Here is a 23,557-nt window from a genome sequence, read left to right on the forward strand (position 1 = left end):
CCGTGGCTACGGGCGGGTAGGATCTTGGCCGATGTCTACAGAAGAGCTCTTGCCGATCACCACGCGCACCCTCGTGGGATGGTCTCGCACCACCCCGATCGAAGGGCACGTGCTCTCCACGCCGTACCCCGAGGTCATCGCCGACGCGGTGGCGCGGGTCGCCGACAGCAACGCCGACAAGCCCGACTACCTCAAGCGCGGCGTCATCGCCCGCGGCCTGGGCCGGTCGTACAACGAGTCGGCGCAGAACTCCGGTGGCCTCACGATCGACATGACGCCTCTGACCCGTATCCACTCCATCGACGACGAGACGGGCATCGTCGACGTCGACGCCGGTCTGTCGCTGGATGCGCTGATGATGGCCGCCCTGCCGCACGGCCTGTGGGTGCCGGTGCTGCCCGGAACCCGGCAGGTCACCGTCGGCGGTGCGATCGCCCACGACATCCACGGCAAGAACCACCACAGCGCAGGCAGCTTCGGCAGTCACGTCGTCGAGCTGCAGTTGCTCGTCGCCGACGGCCGGATCCTGACCCTGCGGCCGGAGGGTTCGCCTGACGACGCCGACGGCTCGCTGTTCTGGGCGACCGTCGCCGGTATCGGCCTGACCGGCATCGTGCTGCGCGCCAAGATCCAGATGAAGCGCACCGAGTCGGCGTTCTTCCTGGCCGACTCGTTCGTCACCGACAACCTCGACGAGACCATCGCCCTGCACCTCGAGCAGCGCTACGAGGACGGCTACGAGTACGCCTCGGGATGGTTCGACACCATCAGCGGCGGCGCCAAGCTGGGCCGTGGTTCGTTCAGCCGTGGCGATCTCGCGAGCTTCGACGAGCTGCCGGCGAAGTACCAGAAGGATCCGCTGAGCTTCAACAACAAGCCGCTGATCAGCCTGCCGAACGTCTTCCCGCGGGGTCTGGCCAACAAGCTCGACTTCATGCTGGTCGGCGAGGCCTACTACCGGATCGGTTCCAACTCGCAGGGCAAGATCAAGAATCTGGCGCAGTTCTACCACATGCTCGACATCATCGGTGAGTGGAACAACGCCTACGGCCGTGGCGGCGGATTCACCCAGTACCAGTTCATCGTGCCGACCGGCAACGAGACCGAGTTCAAGCAGCTCATCATCGACATCCAGGCGTCGGGGAATGTCAGCTTCCTCAACGTGATCAAACTGTTCGGCGAGGGCAACAAGGCCCCGCTGAGCTTCCCGTTCGCCGGCTGGAACGTCTGCCTGGACTTCCCGGTCAAGCGCGGTCTGGCCGAGTTCCTCAACGACCTCGACCGGCGGGTGATGGAGATGGGCGGACGCCTCTACACCGCGAAGGACTCGCGGACCTCGGCGGCGAGCTTCCACAAGATGTACCCGCAGATCGACACCTGGATCGCCAAGCGCCGCGAGATCGACCCCACCGGGGTGTTCATGTCCGACATGGCACGCCGACTCGAACTCGCCTGACGCGCAACCGAAATCCACTCTCCTCCCTGAACAGACAGGACACCCATGCTCAACGCCGTAGGCGCCCCGCAATCGATCCTCATCCTCGGTGGCAGCTCCGAGATCGGCCTGGCCATCGCCGCCGAGTACCTCAAGCGCGGACCGGCCCGCGTGGTGCTGGCCGCCGTCCCCGGTGATCCCGCCGTCGACGCCGCCTCTGCCACCATCAAGCAGGCCGGTGCCACCGACGTCGAGGTCATCGACTTCGACGCGCTGGCCCCCGACACCCACCCGGCCGTCATCGAAAAGGCCTTCGCCAACGGCGACATCGACGTCGCGATCGTCGCCGCCGGTGTGCAGTTCGACGACGAGGCCGTGTGGCAGGACCAGGCCAAGGCCGTCACCGAGGTGACCATCAACTACACCGCCGCGGTGAGTGTCGGCGTGCTGCTCGGCGAGAAGCTGCGCAAGCAGGGCCACGGCCAGATCATCGCGATGAGTTCGGTTGCCGGTGAACGGGTCCGGCGTTCCAACTTCCTGTACGGCTCCACCAAGGCCGGCCTCGACGGCTTCTACCTCGGTCTCGGTGAGGCGCTGGCCGCCGACGGCATCGGTGTCCTCGTGGTGCGCCCGGGCCAGGTCCGCACCCGGCTGTCGGCGCACGTGGCCGAGGCCCCGCTGACGGTGAACAAGGAGGACGTCGGCCGGCTGGCCGTCGCCGCCGCCGACGCGCACAAGGAGATCGTGTGGGTGCCCGGCACGTTCCGCTACATCATGATGGTGCTGCGGCACATCCCGCGGAAGGTGTTCCGGAAGCTCCCGGTGTGATCAGGTGAATTCCACGGTGACCCGGCGCGGCCTCGATCCGCGTCTGACCACGCTGCTCGAACTCGTCGCCGCCGTCGTCGTCGCCGCGATCATCGGCCTCGTCGGCGTCAAGGTGATCGACACCGTCCAGTGGCCGGCGTTCAACTCGTCCAATGTGACGCGTGCGCTGACCACCGTCGGGCAGGTCATCGCGATCGCCTTCCTGCTGGTCGGAGCGATCGCCTACCGGTACGGGCGCAGTCGCTGGATCACCACACTGTGTTCGACGATCGGCGTGGCCGGCCTGGTCACGGTGACCCTCGGGATGCCGCTGGGTGCCACCCGGCTGTACCTGTTCGGGTTGTCGGTGGACCAGCAGTTCCGCACCGAGTACCTGACCCGGTTGACGTCGAGTCCGCGACTGGCGGACATGACCTACATCGATCTGGCGCCCTACTATCCGGCCGGCTGGTTCTGGTGGGGAGGGCGTTACGCCGAGGCCACCGGTATGCCCGCCTGGGAGGCCTACAAGCCGTGGGCGATCCTGACCATCGCCATCGCCGCGGCGATCGCCGTGGTGTTGTGGAACCGGATGGTCGGCGGCGACCGGGGTGCGGCGATCGCGCTCGCGGTCACCGTGACCACCCTGATGTACGCCTCCCCCGAACCGTATGCGGCGGTGCTGGTGCTGATCGGCATCCCGATGCTGATCCCGATGCTGTACGCGCTGCGCGGACGCTCACGCCTGGCCGACGGTCCGACCGCTTCGCTCGCCGCGGGGACGAGTTGGGTGTCGGTGGTGGCGGTCGGCCTGATGTTGGGTCTGTGTGCCACCTTCTACACCCTCTATGCCGGCCTGTTCGCCGGTATTGCCGTGCTCATGGCGTTGGTGCTGATCGTCGACGCCTGGCGGCGGGCCGGGAACAAGGCGGTACCCGGCGACACCGTGATGCAGACCCGACGCGGCGCGGTCCTCGCCGTCCTCGTCCGGCTGGTCGTGATGGCCGTGGTCGCGATGGTGGTGGCGGCCCTGGTGTGGGCGCCGTATGTGCTCGACCGTCTGCGGAACGCCCCGGCCAGCGGTGGGACCGCCGAACACTACCTGCCCGAACGTGGTGCCCTGCTGCCCCTTCCGATGTTCCAGACCAATCTGATCGGGCTGATCACCTTGATCGGCCTGATCTGGATCCTGCTGCGCTTCCGCACCCGCACCATCGCCCTGGCGTTCGGGATCGCGGTGGTCGGCATCTACCTGTTCTGCCTGCTGTCGATGATCCGCACGGCGACCGGGTCGACCCTGCTGAGCTTCCGCCTCGACCCCATCCTGGTCGGGATCCTCGCCGCCGCAGGCGTGTTCGGTGTGGCCGAGCTGTCGAGGTGGGCGGTGGGCAGATTCGGCGACATCCGGTTCGTGATCGGTGCGGTGGCCACCGCCGCCGCGATCACCCTGGCCCAGGGCATCCCCGGATACCTGTCGCACGAGATCACCACGGCCTACACCGACACCGACGGCTACGGTGAGCGTGCCGACCAGCGGCCGGCCGGTGCGGAATCGTTCTATCCGCAACTGCGGCACCTGATCGAGCAGCAGACCGGGCGGCCCGACACCGAGAACATCGTGCTCACCGCCGACTACGGCTTCCTGTCGATCTACCCGTTCTGGGGGTTCCAGGGCCTCACCTCGCATTATGCGAACCCGTTGGCCGAGTTCGACAAACGTGCCGCCACCATCTCCGCCTGGTCGGAGGCGACCAGTGCCGACGACCTGATCGGCCGGATCGACCGTTCGCCGTGGCCGGCCCCGAATGTGTTCTTGTTCCGCTATGCCGCCGACGGATACACGCTGCGGCTGGCCGAGGACGTCTATCCCAACGATCCGAACGTCAAGCGCTACACGGTGACCTTCGACCGCACGTTGTTCGACGACCCCCGGTTCGAGGTCACCGAGGTCGGCCCGTTCGTCCTGGTAGTCCGGAAGTAGGTGCTCTCCATGTCCCGCAACGATTTCGAGATCAGTTCGGTGACCGGCGCGTCGTCGACGGCACATCTGGTGTCGACACCGGCGGTGAACTGGGTGATCCTGCAGGACGATTCGGGTCTGACCCTGATCGACGGCGGCTACCCCGGACAGGCCGGCGCGGTGGTGGAGTCGATCTGGCGGATCGGCGGATCACCGTCGGACATCCGCGGGGCGCTGCTCACCCACGCGCACGTCGACCATCTCGGTGGTCTCGCGAAACTGGCGGAGCAGCATGGTTTCCCGGTGTATGCCGATCCGGACGAGGTGGGTCATGCCCGCCGCGACTACCTGCAGCAGGCCACCCCGGCCGGCATCGCGGCGATCGCCTACCGGCCCCGCGTGCTGCGGTGGCTGGCGATGGTCACCCCACTCGGCGTGCTGAGTCATGCCGGGATCGACGCCACACAGCCCTTCCCCGACCCGTTCGACCTGCCCGGAGCACCGAAACCGGTCGCCGCGCACGGTCATACCGACGGCCACAGCGCCTACCTCGTCGCCGACGGTCAGGTCTTGGTGTCGGGGGATGCGTTGGTCAGCGACCATCCGATCTCGGCGGTGTCGGGGTGTCAGTGCCTTCCTGATGTGTTCCAGCACGACGTCCCCACCGCTCGCCGCACCATCGAGGAGTTCACCCGCCTCGACGCCTCCGTCCTGTTCCCCGGGCATGGACCACGCGTGGACGGCTCGGTTGCGGAGATGGCCCGCACGGCGCTGAACCGCTGAGCACGACTACTGATCGAACATCAACTCTCCGTTGGTGGTTGAGCCGGCGAGGAGCGCAGCGACAAGTCGAGTCGAAACCCCCGCCGGCCGACCTCGCCAACATGACCACCACCAAAGTGGACACCACCCAACGGACGCTGCGGAGATTTCGACACGGGTCCTCGCTACGCTCGGTCCCGGCTCAATCAGCCATGCTCCGTTGACGGTTGAGCCGACGAGGAGCGAAGCGACAAGACGAGTCGAAACCTCAGACAGCCGAACTCGCCAACCCAACCACCTCCGAGGTGATCACCACCCAACCCACGCTACGGAGATTTCGACACGGGTCCTCGCTACGCTCGGTCCCGGCTCAATCATCGTAGAAGTCCCGGCTCAATCAGCAAGGTAGGCGCGGCTCAATCAGCAAGGTAGGCGCGGCTCAATCATGCAAGAGGGCTCAGCTCAATCAGCCACGCTCCGTTGATGGTTGAGCCGACGAGGAGCGAAGCGACAAGTCGTGTCGAAACCTCCACCGGCCGAACTCACCAACGCAACCAACGGAGGCTCCGACACCCACCCAAATCTCTATGAAGTTCTCAAAGAACACAAGCTTCTACAAAAGGTCAGGCAGCATTCGGCAACTCATCAGCAAACCGCCTGTTATACGCCGGAATCGGACGACGACGCAGATCCACCACCTCAGGCGGAATCAACCACGGATGAGCATCCGGCCCCATATAGACATCCCACCCGTTGTGATGCACATCGGCATGACACGACGCACACAACAAACAGCCGTTCGCCAGGTCGGTGGCACCACCATCCGACCAATGCGCAATATGATGAGCCTGAGTCCTCGACGCCGGGGCACCACACTTGATACAACACCGATCCCGCTCGAACAACGCACGCCGCTGGCCGGCGGTGAACAACCGTTTCGACCGGCCCATATCCAACGGGACGCGTTCGCCGTCGACGATGGTCATGACCACCACGCCGTCACAACTGGTTTCCAACAAAGTGCCGTGGGTGATCGACCCACCGAACGCCAACGCCGACTTGTCCGGTGCGTCCGCGGGAACCGACAGGTTGATCAACGCCGACGGTAGAGCGGTCACCGACCGATCCCCCGCACCAGCCGCCGTATCCAAGACCATCTCCAACGCGTCAGCGCGACGTCGGGGCGCTTCACGGGGATCGTTCGAACCATCCGGCTGGGGCACCGGCGCCGACAGTTGTTCGATCGCCGTCGCGAGCTTTTCGCCGACAACCACATCCAGACTCCCCGAGACGGCGACCCGCCCATCATCGGTCCGCCCGATATCCAGGGCATTCAGATTGCGGTCCTCTTTCGCCGGGCGTCCACCCTCGGCATCCGACGAGTGATGGTCACCCAACTGGTGTGCCCGTGCCATCACCTCAGCAGGCTTGGCCCCCGACAACACCTGCGCCAACAGATCACCCTCGAACTCGGCCCAGGTCTCGGCAGTCGGAGCCTCCCCGGCACGCAAGCCGATCTGGTTGAGCCCACGCACGATCGCATCGACATGCTCACCCGAGATCGCGCCGTCGGCCGCATGTTTCAGTGTGCAGTCCACCACCGCCGAGGTGCCGATCCGCTGCATCCGCGCAGCGACGGAAGGCGCGTACCCCATCTCGATCAACAAGGCGATCGGTTTGTGCCCATGCCGTTGCGCCACCCCCAGCCGATCCAAATGCCCGGCTCCCGACGCGGTCAGCGCGTCGACGACATTCCTGATGGTGACCAGTGTCCGCATGTCCATGAACACGTCCGGCCCGGTCGGATCGTCGTCGAAACGACAATCGATGAGTGCGTCGAGAATGGTCTCCAGCTCCCCCTGCATGTGTTCCATTGTAGCGAACACATGTGGCTCTATTGATCTTTCTGTGGGTCAATTACGCTGCGGGAGAGTAGGACACGCACCTCCCCGCGTGAGTGTCGACATCGCGATAAGGGCTTCGGGTGTATGAAATCCGTATGCGCGTTTCGTGATTGCACGAAGGTGCGTGTTGGTGGCTTCCACCCGCGCGTTCGACACGTCACTCACGATCGAGTTGTAAATCTGAGTCTTCTGCGCCTCGACGCTGGTGGCGAGTCCGCGCATCTCGATGATCCCGCTCTCTCGAGCACAGATGATCCACCGCCCGATCGCCCGCCAGGGGTCGTTGTGCTTGCCGTGGAATACATACCGCAGTTGCTCTTTGAGTTGATAGGCGCGGGCCAACTCATCGTTTGCCCGAGAAACGACTTTGTGCTGCAGATGCAACTGGGTATCGGTCAGGTTCTCTGGATTCTTCAGCATCGCCCACCGCAGATTCCGTCGCTCAACTTTACTCAGGCCCGTGATCCGATGCATGACTCGTTGCCGGGTTCGGTCCAAAGCTTTTGTCGCCCACTGGACCACATGAAACGGGTCCATGCACCAGATAGCGTCTGGGGCGCGCTCGGCGACGACCACCGCTATGTATTTGGCGGCGTCAGCGCTGACATGGGTCAACTGCGCGGTGCGTTGCTCCCCGAGCTCATCGAAGAAGGTGTGCAGGGTCTCCTTCCTGGCCCCCTCTCGCGCCCATACCAGCCGGCCGGAGTCATGATCGACGATCACGGTCAGGTATCGGTGACCTTTGCGGTAGGCGATCTCATCAATACCGATGCGCCGCAGGTTATCCAGGCGGTCGATAGTTCCGACGTAGTCAGTGACGACGCGTTCGACGCTCCGGGTCACAGTCCGCCATGACACGCGGAGATACTCGCACACCGCCGTTGCCGGACAATGCGCGGTCAACCACGCGGCAGTGTCGTCGAACGCCCTGGTCACCTTGGCCCCAGGCCTGGCCCAGGGCACTTCTTCGGTGAGCACACCGTGTTCTGGACACCGTACTCGTCGTACCGAGGCTTGCAGATAGCAGCGCCAGCCACCGAGGTCGAGGTGGCGCCAACGTCGTGGCTGATTGCTCTGATCGTATCCAGGACAACGCTTATGACATCGAGGACATCGAGATCGCGTCTGGGCGTGAGCCCGGACCGTCACCACTACTCCCGACGTGCCGACATTGTCGACAAACTCCACATCGAGCACCGTCAGGTGCTCGACTCCCAGTAGCTTCTGCAGTACAGTGGTCGTGCGCAACGCCTTGCTCCTTCTGTTTAGTCTTCGCAAACCAAACATTATGGGAGACAGGGCGTTGCGTGCTTTAGGCGCACCGTTGGGTGCCCACAGAATCGTCAGTAGTGCCACACATGTACGAGAAATCTGCGAATTCTCCAGTAGAACAGTATTTGTGGATAAGTTGTGAAAGCTGTTCACCCTGGGGATTCGGGTTCACCCCTGGGGTTGTTGGGGGTCGTTGCGGCCAACCACTCAACCGGCAACTCCCCGCGCGACTGTCGAGTGGGACGAAACCCTCGGTCGCCGGTGCCGCGCTCGTGTCAGTCCGAGATCAGTTCCACGAGACGTCGGATGGCGTACTCGTACCCGCGGACGCCATAACCGACGATGATCCCGGCGGCGATCGGCGACACGTACGAGTGATGCCGGAACGCCTCCCGCTTGTGCACGTTGGAGATGTGCACCTCCATGATCGGCACCTCCGGGATCACCAGCGCGTCGGCCAGCGCCACCGACGTGTGGGTCCAGCCGGCCGGGTTGATCACGATCCCCGACACCTGGCCGCGGGCCTCATGGATCCAGTCGATCATCTCGCCCTCGTGGTTGGTCTGCGCGGCACGCAGCCCATAGCCCAGCTCGGACGCGGTGCGCTCGGCGAGGTCGACGACGTCGGCGAGGGTGTCGGACCCGTAGATCTCCGGCTGCCGCAAGCCCAGGGTGTTGAGGTTGGGGCCGTTGAGCAGAAGGATCGGCAGCGGGGTTGACTCGGTGGGGTCGGTCGACATGGGGTCAGCCTACAAGTCCATCCGAGGCCCGGGCCGGGCCCGACACCGCTGAGGTCACGCCCGGTGGGAGGCCGCCCGCTGCCACGGCGCGGCCCGCACAGACTCACCCACTACGATCACTCTTTGTGCCAGCAACGTCGAGGGTGGGGAGAGCAAAGCTCCTCGCGATCATCACCGGACTGGCGGGTCTGATCCTCGCCCTCGCCACCCCTCTGATGCCGGTCAACCAGACCACCGCAGAGATCAGTTGGCCGCAGAACGGGCAGATCAACTCCGTCTCGGCGCCGCTGACCGCCTACGTCCCGATCGACCTGGACATCGCCATCCCGTGCTCGGCGGTCGGTGACCTGCGTGACGGCGAGTCCGTGTTGCTCTCGACGCTGCCCAAGCAGGCGGAGAAGAGTTCCGAACGCGGTCTGTTCATCCGCCGTACCGGTCAGGCCGGTGACGCCCCCGACCGCCAGACCGTCGAGGTGGTCAACCGCAATCTGCCGCTGGTGTCGGCGACAGTCGCCCAGATGCGGTCACAGGACTGCCGCGAGATCGTCGTCCACGCCGACTCCTCCGAGGTGACCGCCGAGTTCGTCGGCATGCACAACGACTCCGGTGAGGCACTCACCGGAGTCGACACCAACCAGTTCAGCTCCGATCAGCGACCGCAGGTCACCGGCCTGTTCACCGACCTGTCCGGGGCCGCCGCCGACCTGCCGGGCCTGCGCGCCCACGTCACCATCGACTCCCGCTACACCTCCACCCCCACCGTGCTGAAGTGGCTGGTCCTGGCGGTCGGGATCGTGTGCACCCTGATCTCCCTCGCCTCGCTGGCGGTACTCGACTCCACCGACGGCCGCGGTCATCGTCGGATCTTCCCGGCACGGTGGTGGCGGCTCAACGCCCGCGACTATGTCGTCATCGGCGGCCTGCTGATCTGGCATTTCATCGGCCCCAACACCTCCGACGACGGCTACCTGATGACGATGTCGCGGGTCGCCCAGAACAGCGAGTACACGGCCAACTACTTCCGCTGGTACGGCGCACCCGAGGCACCGTTCGGGTGGTACTACCAGGTCTTCGGCATGCTCAGCCACATCTCGGTGGCCAGCCCCTGGATGCGACTGCCCGCCCTGCTGTGCGGGATCGCGTCGTGGCTGATCATCAGCCACGAGGTGCTGCCCCGCCTCGGCCGGGCCGCACTGATCCGTCCGGCCGTCGGCTGGACGGCGGCCTTCGTCTTCCTGGCGTCGTGGTTCCCGTTCAACAACGGTCTGCGCCCGGAACCGATCATCTGCCTCGGCGCACTGCTGACCTGGTGCTCGGTGGAACGGTCGATCGCCACCGGGCGACTGCTCCCGGCCGCCATCGCCTGCATCTTCGGTGCGTTCAGTCTGGCGGCCGGACCCACCGGTCTGCTCGCCGTCGCCGCACTGATCGCCGGTGCCCGACCGATGATCCTCGCGCTGCTCAAACGGGCACGGGTGATCGGTTCGGGGTGGACGTCCTATCTGGCGTTGATCTCCCCGATCCTCGCCGCCGGCACCCTGGTGATCTTCGCCGTGTTCTCCAACCTCACGCTGCGCTCCTTCATGGAGGCGTCGAGCATGAAGTCGGCGCTCGGCCCGTCGCTGCACTGGTACAACGAGATCGACCGCTACTCTTCGCTGTTCGCGTTCTCCGCCGACGGTTCCATCGCCCGCCGCTTCGCCGTGCTCGCGATGATCCTCGGCCTGGTGGTGTCGGCGGCGGTGCTGATCCGCAAGTCCCGGATCCCCGGGACGGCACTCGGGCCGTCCCGACGTATCGTCGGGATCACCTTTGCGTCGTTGGTGTTCCTGATGTTCACCCCCACCAAGTGGACCCACCATTTCGGCGTGTTCGCCGGACTCGCCGCAGCCCTGGCCGCCATCGCGGCGATCGCGGCGAGCCAGAGCGCGATGCACTCACGCCGCAACCGGACCCTGTACGCGGCACTCGTCTTCTTCATCACCGGGCTCGCCTTCACCGCGCCCAACTCGTACTACTACTCCTCGGCGTGGGGGATGCCATGGGGCGTCGGACAGGTCACCATCGTCTTCCGCGTGGGGACCGTGCTGCTGGTGATCGCGCTGCTGCTGTTGCTGCTCGCGCTGTGGTTCCACTTCCGGGAACCGTTCTCCGGAACCGATCCGGTCGCCGAACCCGACGAACAGTGGAAACAGGAACATCACCGGTGGTATCGGCGCCTCTGGCATTCGATGGCCGGTGCCCCACTCGCCTGGATCGCCGCCGTGGTGGTGCTTTTCGAGCTCGTCACCGCCGCCTTCGCCGGTATCCACCAGAGCAATTCGTACTCGGTGCCACGCTCCAACCTCGAGGCCCTCGCCGGTAAACAGTGCGGCATGGCCGACAAGGTGTGGGTCGAGGAGAACCCCAGCAGCTTCGAGCTGAAGCCGGTCGACGGCACCCTCACCGACCCGCTCGCCGGACCGGCCACCCAACCGGAATCGTCGCGGTCGGCCACCAGCGGTTTCACCCCCGACGGCATCCCCGACGACATCGACACCAAGGCGCCGGCCGGATCGCTCGGCGTACTCGCCGGTGACGCCTTCGCCGACCCGGACGTCCTCATCGCGAACTCCGGTGGCACCGGCGGCGGCACCAACGCCACCGCCGGGGTCAACGGCAGCCACGCCGCACTGCCCTTCGGACTCGATCCGGCGACCACACCGGTGCTGGGCAGCTACTCCAAGAACGATCAGGTGCCTGCCCGGCTGACGTCGGGCTGGTATGCACTGCCCTCGGACTATCGATCCCGGCCGGTGCTGAGCTTCTCGGTGGCAGGCCAGTTCGACAATCCGCGAGACCTGTTGCTGGAGTACACCGATGACCCGATCACGTCGTCGACCCGCGATGCCGATCTGAAAGCCACCGGCGACGTCGCGATGATCGATCCCGGCCCTCGGCCGTCGTGGCGCAATGTGCGTATCCCGACGACGGATCTGCCGGAGGGGCTCACCGCGGTGCGGATCGCCGCCACCGACGAGAACCTCGCAACCGACCGCTACATCGTCGTCACCCCGCCGCGTGTGCCCGAGATGCGGACGCTGCAAGAGGTTGTCGGAAGCGACGATCCGGTGCACGTCGACTGGACGTCGGGGCTGGTGTTCCCCTGCCAGCGTCCGTTCACCCACCACGACGGCGTCGCCGAGATCCCGGAATGGCGAATCGAACCCGGCGCCGATCTGAAAGCCGCCGTCGCCGCCTGGCAGGGTTCGTTCGGCGGCGGCCCGCTCGGCTGGGAGCAGGTGTTGCTGGACCCGACGGCGCTGGCCACATATCTCCAGGGCGACCTGGGCCGCGACTGGGGTTCACTGGAACGGCTTGTCCCCTACGGTGATACGACCGTCCCGGCGGAGATCACGACCGGTACCGAAACCCGCAGCGGACTGTGGAGCCCCGCGCCGATCCGGTACTGACACGGCGCGTGACGGAGACGTCGGTTCTGGTTGCGGACATGTGTGTCCCACCGGATTCCGACGGCCGGTCGGCCTCGCCACGCGAGGCTGTCCTGGTCAATCATCGACGGCTCGTTGCTGATCGAGCTGACGAGGAACGATGTGGTCACCACCCGACGTCGGTTACGCAGATTTCGACACGGGTCCTCGCGAAGCTCGGTCCCGGCTCAATCACCCAAGAACACCCCACCCACTCCTAACTCAACCACCAACGGGTCATTGATGGTTGAGCCGACGAGGAGCGCAGCGACGAGACGAGTCGAAACCTCAGACAGCCAAGTCGCGGACGCGACCACCACCGACGTGGTCACCACCCGACGTCCGCTGCGGAGATTCCGACACGGGTCCTCGCGAAGCTCGGTCCCGGCTCAATCACCCAAGAACACCCCACCCACTCCCAACTCAACCACCAACGGGCCATTGATGGTTGAGCCGACGAGGAGCGCAGCGACGAGACGAGTCGAAACCTCAGACAGCCGAGTTGCGGACGTGACCACCTCCGACGTGGTCACCACCCGTCGTCGGTTACACAGATTTCGACACGGGTCCTCGCGATGCTCGGTCCCGGCTCAATCACCAAAAGTAGTCCCGGCTCAATCACCAACGGGCCATTGATGGTTGAGCCGACGAGGAGCGCAGCGACGAGACGAGTCGAAACCTCAGACAGCCAAGTCGCGGACGCGACCACCACCGACGTGGTCACCACCCGACGTCCGCTGCGGAGATTTCGACACGGGTCCTCGCGATGCTCGGTCCCGGCTCGATCACCCAAGGAAGTCCCGGCTCGATCACCGAAAGAAGTCCCGGCTCGATCACCGAAGGCCGCCCGGCTCGATCACCAAGGCCCAGCAGGCAGTTGACGCTAGTTCTTGATCGCGCGCATCGGGCCGGGGGTCCAGAGACCGGTGTGGACGTCCTGGGTGATCTCGAGGTGTGCCGGAACCTGGTCCACCAACGGCGTCAGGCGCTGCAGGCTGCCCCAGTCCTTGGCCCACGCATTGCGCAGGTAGGACGGGAGCACCGTCGGCCGCAAGTCGTTCTCCACGATGCCGAGCGGGCCGCCGTAGTCGCCGGCCATCCAGCGGCGCGAGTTCACGCGCTCGCCGTCGGCGTCGGGGGTGACGCGCCACTGCGGGACCTCGAGGATGCCGTTACGCACCGTCGCCGGACGCTGGCAGGGGAAGGCCAAGGCGACCTCCCAGTCGAGCAGCACCGGATCCTCGCTACCGACAAGGTCGTTCAGCGTCGTCAGGGTGGTCACACGCGGGGGCGTGAGGGCGAGCCACTGGGCCGGATCGGAACTGGTGTCTGCGGCCACCACCCGCACGACGGAGGCGCGCGGCGGCGCCTGGTCGAGCGGGAAACGCAGGTTACGCCATTCGGGCGCGGTGTCGATCCCGAGCGGAACCATCGACGCCACGGTGGTGACGCTGCCGTCGGGTTCCACCCGACCGAACTCCAGGCGCAGCTTCTGGCCGGGGTGGGTGACGGCGAGCTCGTCGACGTACTCGACGGCACCGGCCACCGACATCGTCACCAGCGGTGCACCGGCGCTGCGAGCCGGCATCTGATACCAGTCGGAGGTCAACTGCGCCCGGCCGTTCGGTGCGCCGTAACTGCCCAGCACCGCCACCTTCGACTGATCCAGACCGAAGGGCAGCTTGACCGACGACCCGTTGACACCCTTGCGGTTGGTGGTGCCGCCACCGGTGTCGGCCGACCCCGACGAACCGGTCGGCTCCTCCTGCGCGGCATTCGGATCGGTCTGCGTGCGATCGACCTCGGACGAATCGCCGTCGGCGATGGCCTCCAGGTTGGACCCCACACCGTCCGGGGTGAACCCGGTCATCCCGGCCCCGGCGAGAGCGGCACCCGGTGACGGATTGTTCTGTCCGGCAACATCGGCCGGGGCGAGCAGACCCTTGTTGGGGTCGGCCTCCACCAGCACCGCATCGGCCAGTGCACAGGGGTGCCCGCGCAGCGCATCGACGTTGGAGCTGGCCCACGTCCACGAGCCGCGCTGGGTCACGATCGCCTTGGCGAACGAGATCATGGTGAACACCAGGACGATCGCCAGGACGATCGCCAGCGAATACGTCGGCATCCCCCGGAACAGGGTGCGCACGCGGCCGGCCGGCCTCGGCTCGAGCGACTGCCCGTCCTGGGCAAGACGGTCGTCGCGGTAGTACTGCCACGCGCCGAGCAGGGTCAGCAGGAAGGCGACCACGAGGATCGGGACGTACAGGTTGACCCCGGCCACATTCGGGGTGTCGTCGGCCCACGGGATGCCGTAACTGCCGACGTACCACCATTGGTTGCGTCCGGCGAAGGTCACGGCCAGCACATAGGCGGCCGCGGCGGCGACAAAGGTGCGGTTGCTGCGTCGTCGCATCACCGCCGGTGAGATGAGCACCGTCGCCGCGGCGACCAGCGCACCGGCAAGCGTGGCGAAGGCACCGAGCTGGTGGGTCGCCTTGGTGGGCGAGAACGCCAGCACCGCAACCGCTCCGGCCAGGATCGCGACGAGGCGCCACAGCGGGGCGGTGGCCACCCGCGGCACCCGGCGCCGGCTCAGCAGGGTGAGCACGATGATCAGCACCGCGAAGAACGTCACGAAGATGCCGATGCGACGCGCGATCGAACCATCGGTGGTGGGGTTCTGCAGAATGTAGTACCGCATGGCCTCGGTCCACCACTTGTTGGTGGGTCCGACGATGCCCTGCACCTTGACGCCCTCGAGGATCGAGGCGAGTGGCTGATCGGCGAAGATCTCGTAGACCACCAGCAGACCCGACGCCAGGATCGGCACCAGCACCGGCAACCAGCCGTCGCGACGGATGCGGATACGCAGCCGCTTGACGATCGGGCGCAGCGCCGCCACCAGGGCGAGCGCGGCGATCGCACCGGCCGGATGCACCGTCAGGGTGAAGGCGGCGGCCACGATACCCAGGGCCAGCGGGAACAGCCGGCCGGTGGCGATGAACCGCTCCACCAGCAGCCAGGTGAGCAGGATGCCCACCGCCAGGAACGGTTCCACCCGGATACCGTTGTTGAACGCCAGCCACACCGCGAGGAAGGCGAAGGCACCGGCCCAGCGGGCGGCCGGTGAGGTACGGACCGCCGCACCGATCCGACCGAAGGCCGCACGCGAGAGCATGAACCAGGCGGCCAGTGCGAACAGCAACGGCAACAGGCGAAGCCACGGGGTGGCGGTGGAGACCTGCATCCACAGCGCCAGATACTGGTAGTGCCAGCCAAATGGGTCCTGCGGCACACCGAAATAGCGGTAGTAGTTGTCGAGGTATCCGGCGTCCGGGGCGACCCGGCCGACCGTCACCTGATAGCCGTCGTCGGCGGTGTTGCCGCCGACGAACAACCAGATCACCAGCACCACCACGACCACGCCGTCGAGCAGGGTGGGACGCCACCAGGGACGTTGCGGCGCACCGGGTTCACCGTGGCGGGTCTTGCCGGGCAGCCAGCGCCGCGACCGGCGGCCGTCCTGGCGGTCGAGGACGGCGAGGGCGATCATCGACGCGACCGTCATCAGCACGCCGACCAGGGCGGCGACGAACTTCAGCGTCGTCGGACTCGACACGAACCGGGTGTCGACGGTCGACGAGAACGAGAGCCCTTCGGCATTCGCGGTCTCCGGCAGATCGGTGTAGACACCGATGATCTGCGGTCGCGCATTGGGGTCGTCGACGGCGAAACTCGGCGGCGCACCGCCGTCGGTGGACAGCCCGCGGATCTCACCGCGAATCCCGCTGGTGTCGGCGGAGATCGCGACCACACATCCGGCGGCACGTTGCGCGTCGGCACGGGGAACGCTGAGCAGCACCACATTTCGCTGCGTGACCAGCAGACGATCGGAGGTGGCACGGACGAACAGACCCACCTTGCCTGCGTCCACACCGCTCTCCGGCACCGTCGACAACAGCACGCCACCACCGGCGGGCAGGTCTGCGGCCAGGGCACACGGCACGGTGATGTCCATCGCGACGGGCGTGTAGGAGACGTTGGGCGCCACCACATTGCGCACCTGACCGGCCTGTGGCCAGGTGATGGTGGCCTTGGTGTAGCTGACCGGCAGCAACGGCATGGCGACGGCCAGCACGATGCCGATCAGACCCGTCACCACGGCGACGATCTTGGCGATACGGACGGTCCGGTCGGTCATTTCTGCGCCACCACTCTGATCGATCCGTCCCGGGTCCAGCCCCACACGCGCTGCTCACCGACGCTCACCGCGGCCGGCTGCGCGTCGGGCACAAGAGGTGTGAGCCGTTGGAGCCCACCCCAGTTGCGGTACCAGTCGTTCTCCAGGTAGGTGGCCATCGTCGACGACGAGGTGAGCGCGTCGACGGTGGTGAGGATGCCCCCGTTGACACTGGCCTGCCAGGTCTTGGACTTGGAGTTGGTGGTCACCTGGTCGGGCACGATCCGCCACTGCGGGATCTCGGAGATCCCGTCGGACACCGTCATCGGGTGCTGGCACGGGAACTGGCTGCCCACCGACAGATCCAGCAGCACCGGGTCGGTGGTGCCGACGGTGGACTGCAGGGTGGTCAGCCGCGGCGCGCGCGGCGGGGTGATGGCCAGCCACTGGTCGTTGGCGAGGTTGTCGTCGAGGGCGTGGATCCGCAGGGCGGTGGCCTCGGCCGGTACCGCCGACATCGGGATACGCAGATTGCGCCACGACCGGTTCGGACGGTCGGGGCCCGGATCGATCGGCGTGAACGGCTCGCCGACCTGCTCGAAGGCACCGGTGCCGGACACCCGGCCGAACTGCACCTGCAGCAGCCGGCCCGGGGTGTACACGCCGTCCTGGTCGATCGAGGCGATCGGCCCGGCGGCGGTGATCACGATCAGCGGCGACGAATCCCGTGCGGGCAGCGCATAGGGCAGCGTGGTGAGTTCGGCGGTGCCGTTGTCGTGGCCGTAGCTGCCCATCACCGGGGTGGTGGCCGGGTCGAGCCCGAACGGCAGCGCGGCGTGCGAGCCGTTGACACCGGGGTCGGCGATCACACCGCCGGTGGTGCCGGGCGCCCCGCCGGACACGACGAACGGCTGCGCGAGATTGCCGGAGGTGTTGATGGTGCCCGCACCCAGCGACGTCGCATCCGGGGTGAGATCACCGGCCACGCCGTCGGCAGTGAAACCGTTGTCGTCACCGGCCAGCGCACGAGAGATGTCGGTGGTGCCGATCGGTTGCAGCGCACCGACATTCGGGTCGTCCTCGACGAGTACGCGGTCGGCCATGCCGCAGCTGTTGCCGGTCAGCGCCCGCAGGTTGGACCCGAGGGTCGAGTAGGTGTCGGAGCGGGCGACGGCCGCCTTGGCGAACAGCACCAGCTCGATGAGCACCACCAGCGTCGCGATCACCAGCATCGGCGACGACGCGATCGCGGTCTGTGTGCGGGTCGGCGTGCCGCCGGCGTCGCGGACGCGGTGGTGCTCGGCGTCGACGTCGATGCGCAGGTGGAACCACATCGCCACCGCGAGGGCCACCACGGTCAGGATCAGGAAGATCGTCGACAGCGGATGTCCGCCGATCACCGGCGCCTTGTCGAACCAGGAGATACCGAAGTCATACGACCAGCCCCACGCGTTCTGGCCGGCCACCGACACCGCGCAGGCGAACAGCAACACCGCCACGTACATCGCGACATTGCGCGGGGACCGCCGCGACGACTGGGCGACGGCGACGGTCGCGACGGCGGCCAGGGCCGCGGCCAGACCGGCGTAGATGCCGAACTGGACGGTCCACTTGGTGGGGGTGAACGACAGCAGCAGCACCGTCAGCAGCACCGCACCGATCAGCCGCCACACCGGGGACGGGTCGATGCCGCGGATACGCTTGCGCCGCAACATCACCGCGAGGGTGACGAACAGTCCGGCGGCCAGCAGGGTGACCGGGACGCGCCGCACCAGCGACCCGTCCTGGGTGCTCAGCGTCAGGTAGTAATAGCGCAGGAACTCCTGGTTCCAGGCCAGGGTGGGGCCGACGGTGTAGCGGATCCGGATGGCCTCGAGCACGTTCATCAGGGTCTGGTCGCGGAACACCACGATCACCACGACGGCGACGGCCGCCCCGATCGGGGCCAGCAGCGCCCCAAGCCCGGTACCGGGCAGCGGACGCCCACGCCAGGTGATCCGCAGTTCACGGTCGCGGCGGCGGAGATTGCGCAGCATCGGCCGCGACCCGGCCAGCAGCAGAGCCACCGCGATCACACCGTGGGGGCCCAGCGCCAGGGTCAGGCACGCGGCCAGGGTGGCCCCGGCGGCCGGCAGCATGCGGCGGGTGGCCACCGCCTGCTCCACACCCCACCAGGTCAGCAGTGAGCCGAGCACGATGATCGGCTCGGCACGCAGGCCACTGCAGAACGGCATCCAGAACGCCAGGAAGACCGCGGCGGCGGTGAACATCGCCCACTGCGAGCGGCGCACCGCCCCGCCCAGCCGCGGCAGCAGCACCCGGCTGAGCACGAACCAGGCGAGCAGCCCGGCGATCAGCGCGGGCAGCCGCATCCAGATACCGGCGGTCGACACCGACGACCAGTGCGCCAGGAACGAGTAGTACCAGTCGAACGGCGCCTCGGGAGCCCCGTAGAAGCGGTAGTAGTTCGCCAGATAACCGGCGTCGGAGCTGTTGCGGCCCATCTCCAGGATGTAGCCGTCGTCGGAGCTGCCCGCCCCCAGGAAATGCCAGATCACCAGGATCGCGGTGACCGCGATGTCGGCGGCGCGCGGCATCAGCAACCGGCGCAGGTCCACCCGGCCGATCCGGCGGTGATGGCCGCCGATCACGTCGAGGGCGGCGATCGCGATGAACGCGATGATCGCGGCGAGGATGCCGATGATCATCGCGACGAGTTTGAGTGCGGTGGGGCTGGTGTCGAAGCGGTTGTCGACGTCGATCCGCACGGCCATGCCGTCGCCGAGACGGACCTGCTCGGCGTTCAGCGCGGTGAACAGCCCGGCGATCTGCGGTTGGGCCGACGCCTCGGCGGTGCCGGTCGCATCGGGGCCGGGCACACCGTCGAAACGGGCGCCCACGCCGGTCGACGACGACCAGATGTGCAGCCGGGTGCATTGCCCCAGCTGATCGGTGGTGGCGGTGGCCAGCGGCTTGCCGCGGGTGGTCACGGTCACCCCCGACGGGCCCGACGTGACGATCAACGCATTGTCGGTGGCCTTCTGGGATGCGCGGGGCATGGTCGAGAGCACGGTGACCGCGCTGGTGGCGTCGGCGTCGGCCGGCCGCTCGGTGAGCACCCGGCAGTCGATGGTGGCGTCGAGACCCGACGCGGTCTGCGCGACCAGCGGCGCGGTCACCGACGGTGTCGCGGCGGCGCCGGCCTGGGGCCAGGTGATGGTGGCGGTGTGGGCTGTGACCGGCAGGAACGGGGTCAGGACGGCCGCGAGGACGGCGATCGACCCGGCCACTGCGGAGACCACGGCCCAGGTCCGCGGCGACGACGGCAGGGTGCGGGAACCGAGGTGCAGCACACGCTGACCGCCACGCCGATCGGGCGTGGCGGACGTCGGCGTCGAGGAGGCAGTCATCAGTCCGCAACACTAGTGGAATGAATCTGTGAGCTTTCTGGGGATCACCGGATGACGGGCCCGCAACGCTCGTCCGCTTATGACCTGGTGGGCAGGTCACATACGATCAGTCTTCGTGTCTGCGTCAGCCCCGTCTCCAGCCCCCGGAGCCGACCCGTCGGCCGCACCGGCGAGTGGCGACGGACGATCGTCCCAGCTCAGCGCCCGATCCGGGATGATCCGGTTGATCGCGATCGTCTCCGGCGTGCTGGGCGCCGTCCTGTGTGCCGTGGTGCCGTTGCTGCCGGTGCAGTCCACCCAGGCGTCCTTCGACTGGCCGCAGGGCCAACCGCTGGCGAATTCTGCGAGTGTGACCGCACCGCTGATCGCGCAGGTGCCCCGCTCCCTGGACATCTCCATCCCGTGCGCCACCCTGGCCGATCTGCCCGCACAGGGCGGTGTGGTGCTGGCGACCATGCCGACGTCGGCGCCGGGCAGCAAGGGCAAGGCCCTGTACGTGTCGGCGGGGCGGGACACCGTCTCGGTGACCTTCCGCAACAACCTGGCCGCGAGTGCACCGCGCGCCGAACTGGGCCGGTGTTCGACGCTGCACATCTGGTCGTCGGGCACCTCGACCGGCGCCCGCTTCGTGGGGCTCGGCCCGGCGTCGGATCTCGACCCCGGCAAGCGGCCACAGATCGACGGGGTGTTCACCTCGCTGAGCACCGAGCAGGTCCGGGCCGCCGACGGCCTGCGGGTGCACGTCGAGATCGACAACCGCTATGCGTCGTCGCCGACCCTGCTCAAGCAGATCGTGATGATCCTGGCCGTGCTGTGCGTCGTCGTCGCGCTGATCGCACTGGCCCTGCTCGACCGCCTGTACGGCCATCATCGCCGGATCGGGCCGCGCCCGGGCCTGTGGGCGGCGCTGCGGCCCCGCGGCACCGACCTGGTGGTGACCGGTGTGCTGCTGGTGTGGCTGTTCCTGGGTGCCGGCTCCCCCGACGACGGCTACATCCTCACCATGGGGCGCACCGCCGACTCCTTCGGCTATCTGGCGAACTACTACCGCTTCTACGGCATCCCCGAGGCGCCGTTCGACTGGTACTACTCCTTCCTGGCGCACTGGGCGAGCGTGTCCCCGTCGATCCTGTGGATGCATCTGCCGCCGCTGATCGCCGGCCTCGCGTCGTGGTTCATCCTGGCGCGGGTGCTGCTGCCGCGGCTCGGTGCCGCGGTGCGCGGCGGCACGGGCCGGGTGACCCGGCTGCTCGGTGGCGGCTGGCCGATGTGGGCGGCCGCACTGACCTTCCTGGCGTTCTGGATGCCGTTCTGCAGCGGCCTGCGCAGCGAACCGATCATCGTGCTGGGCTCGCTGCTCACCTGGTGGGCGGCCGAGCGGTCCATCGCGACCCGCCGGATGCTGCCCGCCGCGCTGGCCGCCGTCGCCGCCGGTTTCACCCTGGCGCTGGCCCCGCACGGCGTGATCGGGGTGGCGATCCTGATCGTCGCCGCCCGTCCGCTGCTGCGCATCCTGGTGGCCCGACGCCGTGAGGCCGGACTGGCCGCCCTGCTCGCACCGCTGGCCGCCGCCGGATTGCTGGTGCTGGTGGTGGTCTTCCGTGACCAGACACTGGCCACAGTGCTCGAGGCGATCAAGACCCGTTATGTCACCGGGCCGATCATCGGCTGGCATCAGGAGTACCTGCGCTACTACTTCCTGACGGTGTCCACCAAGGACGGCGCGCTGACCCGCCGCGTCCCGCTGCTGCTGCTGTTCGCCGGCCTGATGGTGGCGGTCGCGGTGATGTTGCGGCAGGGCCGGATCCGCGGTGTGGACGGCGGCCCCACGTGGCGGCTGATCGGCGCCACCGGCGTCACCCTGCTGCTGTTCGCGTTCACCCCCACCAAGTGGACCATCCAGTTCGGTGTGTTCACCGGTCTCGGTGCGGCGATCGCCGCGGTCGCCACCGTCGCGGTGGTGCAGTCGGCGGCGCGGTCGGGACGCAACCTGACGGTGTTCGTCGCGGGCCTGCTGTTCGCCCTGGCCGCGGCGATGGCGGGCAAGAACGCCTGGCCGTTCGCCTACGAATACGGCATCTCGTGGTTCGACCGGGCCCCGGTCCTCGCCGGCATCCCGATCTCGACGATCTTCCTGGCGTTGGCCGTCCTCGCCGTCGTGGTGGCGGTGTGGCAGCACCTACGTCTGGACTATGTGGCCAATCGCGGTCTGGCACACAGCAGTTCCGGGAAGGCCGACTCGGCCGCCGATCGTCGTCGGCTGTTCCTGGCATCGTCGCCGATCGCGGTGATCGCCGGGCTGATGGTGATCTCGCAGTTGCTGGTGTTCGCCAAGGCCGCGGTGGTGCGGTATCCGGCGACCACGGTGCTCGCCGAGAACCTGAACACCTTGCGCGGCAACACCTGCGGTATGGCCGACGCGGTGCTGGTGGAATCCGACCCGAATGCCGGGGTGTTGACCCCGGCCAACGGGCAGTCGCAGACGGCCGCGTTGTCGGGGTCCGGAAGCGGCACCACCGCAGTCGGATTCACCCCCGACGGGGTGCCCGACGACCTGTCGCCGGAGCCGGGCAGCGCCCGCCCGGGCCAGATGAACGTCGCCAACCCGTTCTCCCGGCCGTTCGTGGTGTCCGGCGGGCTCGGCGCCGGCACCACCGGCGGCCGCGGCCCCACCACGGTCAACGGCTCGAATGTCGCACTGCCGTATGGACTCGACCCGGCCACCACACCGGTCCTGGGCAGCTACGGCGCGACCGGCGAGGCACGCCTGACCACCGGCTGGTACGACCTGCCCGACCGCGACGCCTCACCGCTGCTGGTGGTCTCGGCCGCCGGCGCGGTCGCCACCGTGGACGTCTTCGGCGTGCACGTCTTCGGCCAGAAGCTGACCGTGCAGTTCGGCAGGCCCGGCGCGGACGGCTCGTTCGAGCAGATCGGTCCCGACGTGCTGCCGATCGACCCGGGGCCGATCATCACCAACCGTCCGTGGCGCAATCTGCGGGTACCGATGTCGGCGGTTCCGCCCGCGGCGACGGTGATGCGACTGTCGTTGCTGGACAACAACCTCGGCGAGAAGCAGTTCCTGGCGATCACCCCGCCGCGGGCTCCGCGCCTGCAGACCCTGCAGCAGGTCGTCGGCGACTCCGCACCCACGCTGGTCGACTTCATGGTGGCCGCGCACTTCCCGTGCCAGCAGCCGCTGCAGGTGCACAACGGGGTCGCCGAGATCCCGCGCTGGCGCATCCTGCCCGACTATGCGACCGCCAACTCGCAGTCGAAGACCTGGCAGGACGCCGACGACGGTGGCCTGCTGGCGATCTCGGAGGCGACGACGTCGGCGCTGGCGGTGCCGACCTATCTGAAGGACGACTGGACACAGGACTGGGGTGCGCTCGAACGGCTCACCCCGCTGGTCCCCGACGCCGCCCCGGCCCGGGTGGCGACATCACCGCAGACCCGCTGGGGATGGTCGCGGAACGGTTCGATCAGGGTGGAGACGTCCGATGACGACTGACGCACGCAACGACGACGGCACCCCCGGGACGCGCGGTGCACCGGACGAGGCGGGGTCGGTATGCAACGACACCCGGCCGGCGCAGTGGCGGCCGAGCCCACGG

11 protein-coding genes are annotated in these 23,557 nt (G+C 67.5%); 6 read left to right on the forward strand and 5 right to left on the reverse strand.

Annotation, left to right across the window (positions count from 1 at the left end; all coding sequences use genetic code 11):
• Window positions 1-31: 31 nt before the first annotated feature.
• The 4 genes from Q9K23_RS11125 to Q9K23_RS11140 are packed head-to-tail and all read left to right on the forward strand — an operon-like array spanning window position 32 to window position 4,985.
• Window positions 32-1,456: an FAD-binding oxidoreductase gene (locus Q9K23_RS11125; protein ID WP_020791465.1), complete on the forward strand. Its 1,425-nt coding sequence runs from the start codon at window positions 32-34 to the stop codon at window positions 1,454-1,456.
• Window positions 1,457-1,501: 45 nt separating this feature from the next.
• Window positions 1,502-2,263, forward strand: coding sequence for a decaprenylphospho-beta-D-erythro-pentofuranosid-2-ulose 2-reductase (locus tag Q9K23_RS11130; protein ID WP_020791467.1), 762 nt, complete (start codon window positions 1,502-1,504; stop codon window positions 2,261-2,263).
• 4 nt (window positions 2,264-2,267) lie between these two features.
• Window positions 2,268-4,223 (forward strand): galactan 5-O-arabinofuranosyltransferase, encoded by a 1,956-nt coding sequence (locus Q9K23_RS11135; RefSeq protein ID WP_020791464.1) that lies wholly within the window; start codon window positions 2,268-2,270, stop codon window positions 4,221-4,223.
• A 9-nt stretch (window positions 4,224-4,232) separates the two neighbouring features.
• On the forward strand, window positions 4,233-4,985 hold the full coding sequence (locus Q9K23_RS11140; RefSeq protein WP_020791461.1) for an MBL fold metallo-hydrolase: 753 nt from the start codon (window positions 4,233-4,235) through the stop codon (window positions 4,983-4,985).
• Window positions 4,986-5,587: 602 nt separating this feature from the next.
• Here the strand turns inward: Q9K23_RS11140 and Q9K23_RS11145 are convergent.
• The 3 genes from Q9K23_RS11145 to aroQ all read right to left on the reverse strand — a co-directional run bounded on the left by Q9K23_RS11145 (window position 5,588) and on the right by aroQ (window position 8,880).
• The gene (locus Q9K23_RS11145; RefSeq protein ID WP_261978112.1) at window positions 5,588-6,829 is read right to left on the reverse strand and encodes an HNH endonuclease signature motif containing protein; all 1,242 of its coding nucleotides are present in this window, start codon (window positions 6,827-6,829) and stop codon (window positions 5,588-5,590) included.
• A gap of 48 nt (window positions 6,830-6,877) precedes the next feature.
• Window positions 6,878-8,155: an ISL3 family transposase gene (locus Q9K23_RS11150; protein ID WP_261977629.1), complete on the reverse strand. Its 1,278-nt coding sequence runs from the start codon at window positions 8,153-8,155 to the stop codon at window positions 6,878-6,880.
• A gap of 260 nt (window positions 8,156-8,415) precedes the next feature.
• Entirely contained in the window at window positions 8,416-8,880 is a 465-nt protein-coding gene (gene aroQ / locus Q9K23_RS11155) for a type II 3-dehydroquinate dehydratase (RefSeq protein ID WP_020792182.1), read from the reverse strand.
• Window positions 8,881-9,005: 125 nt separating this feature from the next.
• Between aroQ and Q9K23_RS11160 the strand changes: the two genes are divergently transcribed.
• Window positions 9,006-12,332 carry an arabinosyltransferase domain-containing protein gene (locus tag Q9K23_RS11160; protein WP_053778632.1) on the forward strand — a complete coding sequence of 1,109 codons (3,327 nt, stop codon included), beginning with the start codon at window positions 9,006-9,008 and terminating at the stop codon, window positions 12,330-12,332.
• Between the two features lie 901 nt (window positions 12,333-13,233).
• On the opposite strand, the gene Q9K23_RS11165 is transcribed toward Q9K23_RS11160, so the two are convergent.
• Together Q9K23_RS11165 and Q9K23_RS11170 are read right to left on the reverse strand one after the other, a co-directional pair.
• Window positions 13,234-16,551, reverse strand: coding sequence for an arabinosyltransferase domain-containing protein (locus tag Q9K23_RS11165; protein WP_053778634.1), 3,318 nt, complete (start codon window positions 16,549-16,551; stop codon window positions 13,234-13,236).
• On the reverse strand, window positions 16,548-19,940 hold the full coding sequence (locus Q9K23_RS11170) for an arabinosyltransferase domain-containing protein (protein ID WP_053778635.1): 3,393 nt from the start codon (window positions 19,938-19,940) through the stop codon (window positions 16,548-16,550). Before Q9K23_RS11170 ends, Q9K23_RS11165 begins: the two co-directional genes overlap by 4 nt.
• A 115-nt stretch (window positions 19,941-20,055) precedes the next feature.
• On the opposite strand from Q9K23_RS11170, the gene Q9K23_RS11175 reads away from it, so the two are divergent.
• The gene (locus Q9K23_RS11175) at window positions 20,056-23,454 is read left to right on the forward strand and encodes an arabinosyltransferase domain-containing protein (RefSeq protein WP_053778636.1); all 3,399 of its coding nucleotides are present in this window, start codon (window positions 20,056-20,058) and stop codon (window positions 23,452-23,454) included.
• Window positions 23,455-23,557: the final 103 nt, after the last annotated feature.

Origin of the sequence: Gordonia sp. NB41Y (assembly GCF_030718915.1) — a bacterium.
Classification (GTDB): domain Bacteria; phylum Actinomycetota; class Actinomycetes; order Mycobacteriales; family Mycobacteriaceae; genus Gordonia; species Gordonia desulfuricans.

Excerpts from the sequence above, each read along its gene's own strand:
- Q9K23_RS11130 (WP_020791467.1), top strand. The coding sequence starts at position 1,502 with ATGCTCAACGCCGTAGGCGCCCCGCAATCGATCCTCATCCTCGGTGGC.
- Q9K23_RS11125 (WP_020791465.1), top strand. The coding sequence starts at position 32 with ATGTCTACAGAAGAGCTCTTGCCGATCACCACGCGCACCCTCGTGGGA.
- Q9K23_RS11165 (WP_053778634.1), bottom strand. The coding sequence starts at position 16,551 with ATGACCGACCGGACCGTCCGTATCGCCAAGATCGTCGCCGTGGTGACG.
- Q9K23_RS11145 (WP_261978112.1), bottom strand. The coding sequence starts at position 6,829 with ATGCAGGGGGAGCTGGAGACCATTCTCGACGCACTCATCGATTGTCGT.
- Q9K23_RS11170 (WP_053778635.1), bottom strand. The coding sequence starts at position 19,940 with ATGACTGCCTCCTCGACGCCGACGTCCGCCACGCCCGATCGGCGTGGC.
- Q9K23_RS11140 (WP_020791461.1), top strand. The coding sequence starts at position 4,233 with ATGTCCCGCAACGATTTCGAGATCAGTTCGGTGACCGGCGCGTCGTCG.
- Q9K23_RS11150 (WP_261977629.1), bottom strand. The coding sequence starts at position 8,155 with ATGTTTGGTTTGCGAAGACTAAACAGAAGGAGCAAGGCGTTGCGCACG.
- aroQ (WP_020792182.1), bottom strand. The coding sequence starts at position 8,880 with ATGTCGACCGACCCCACCGAGTCAACCCCGCTGCCGATCCTTCTGCTC.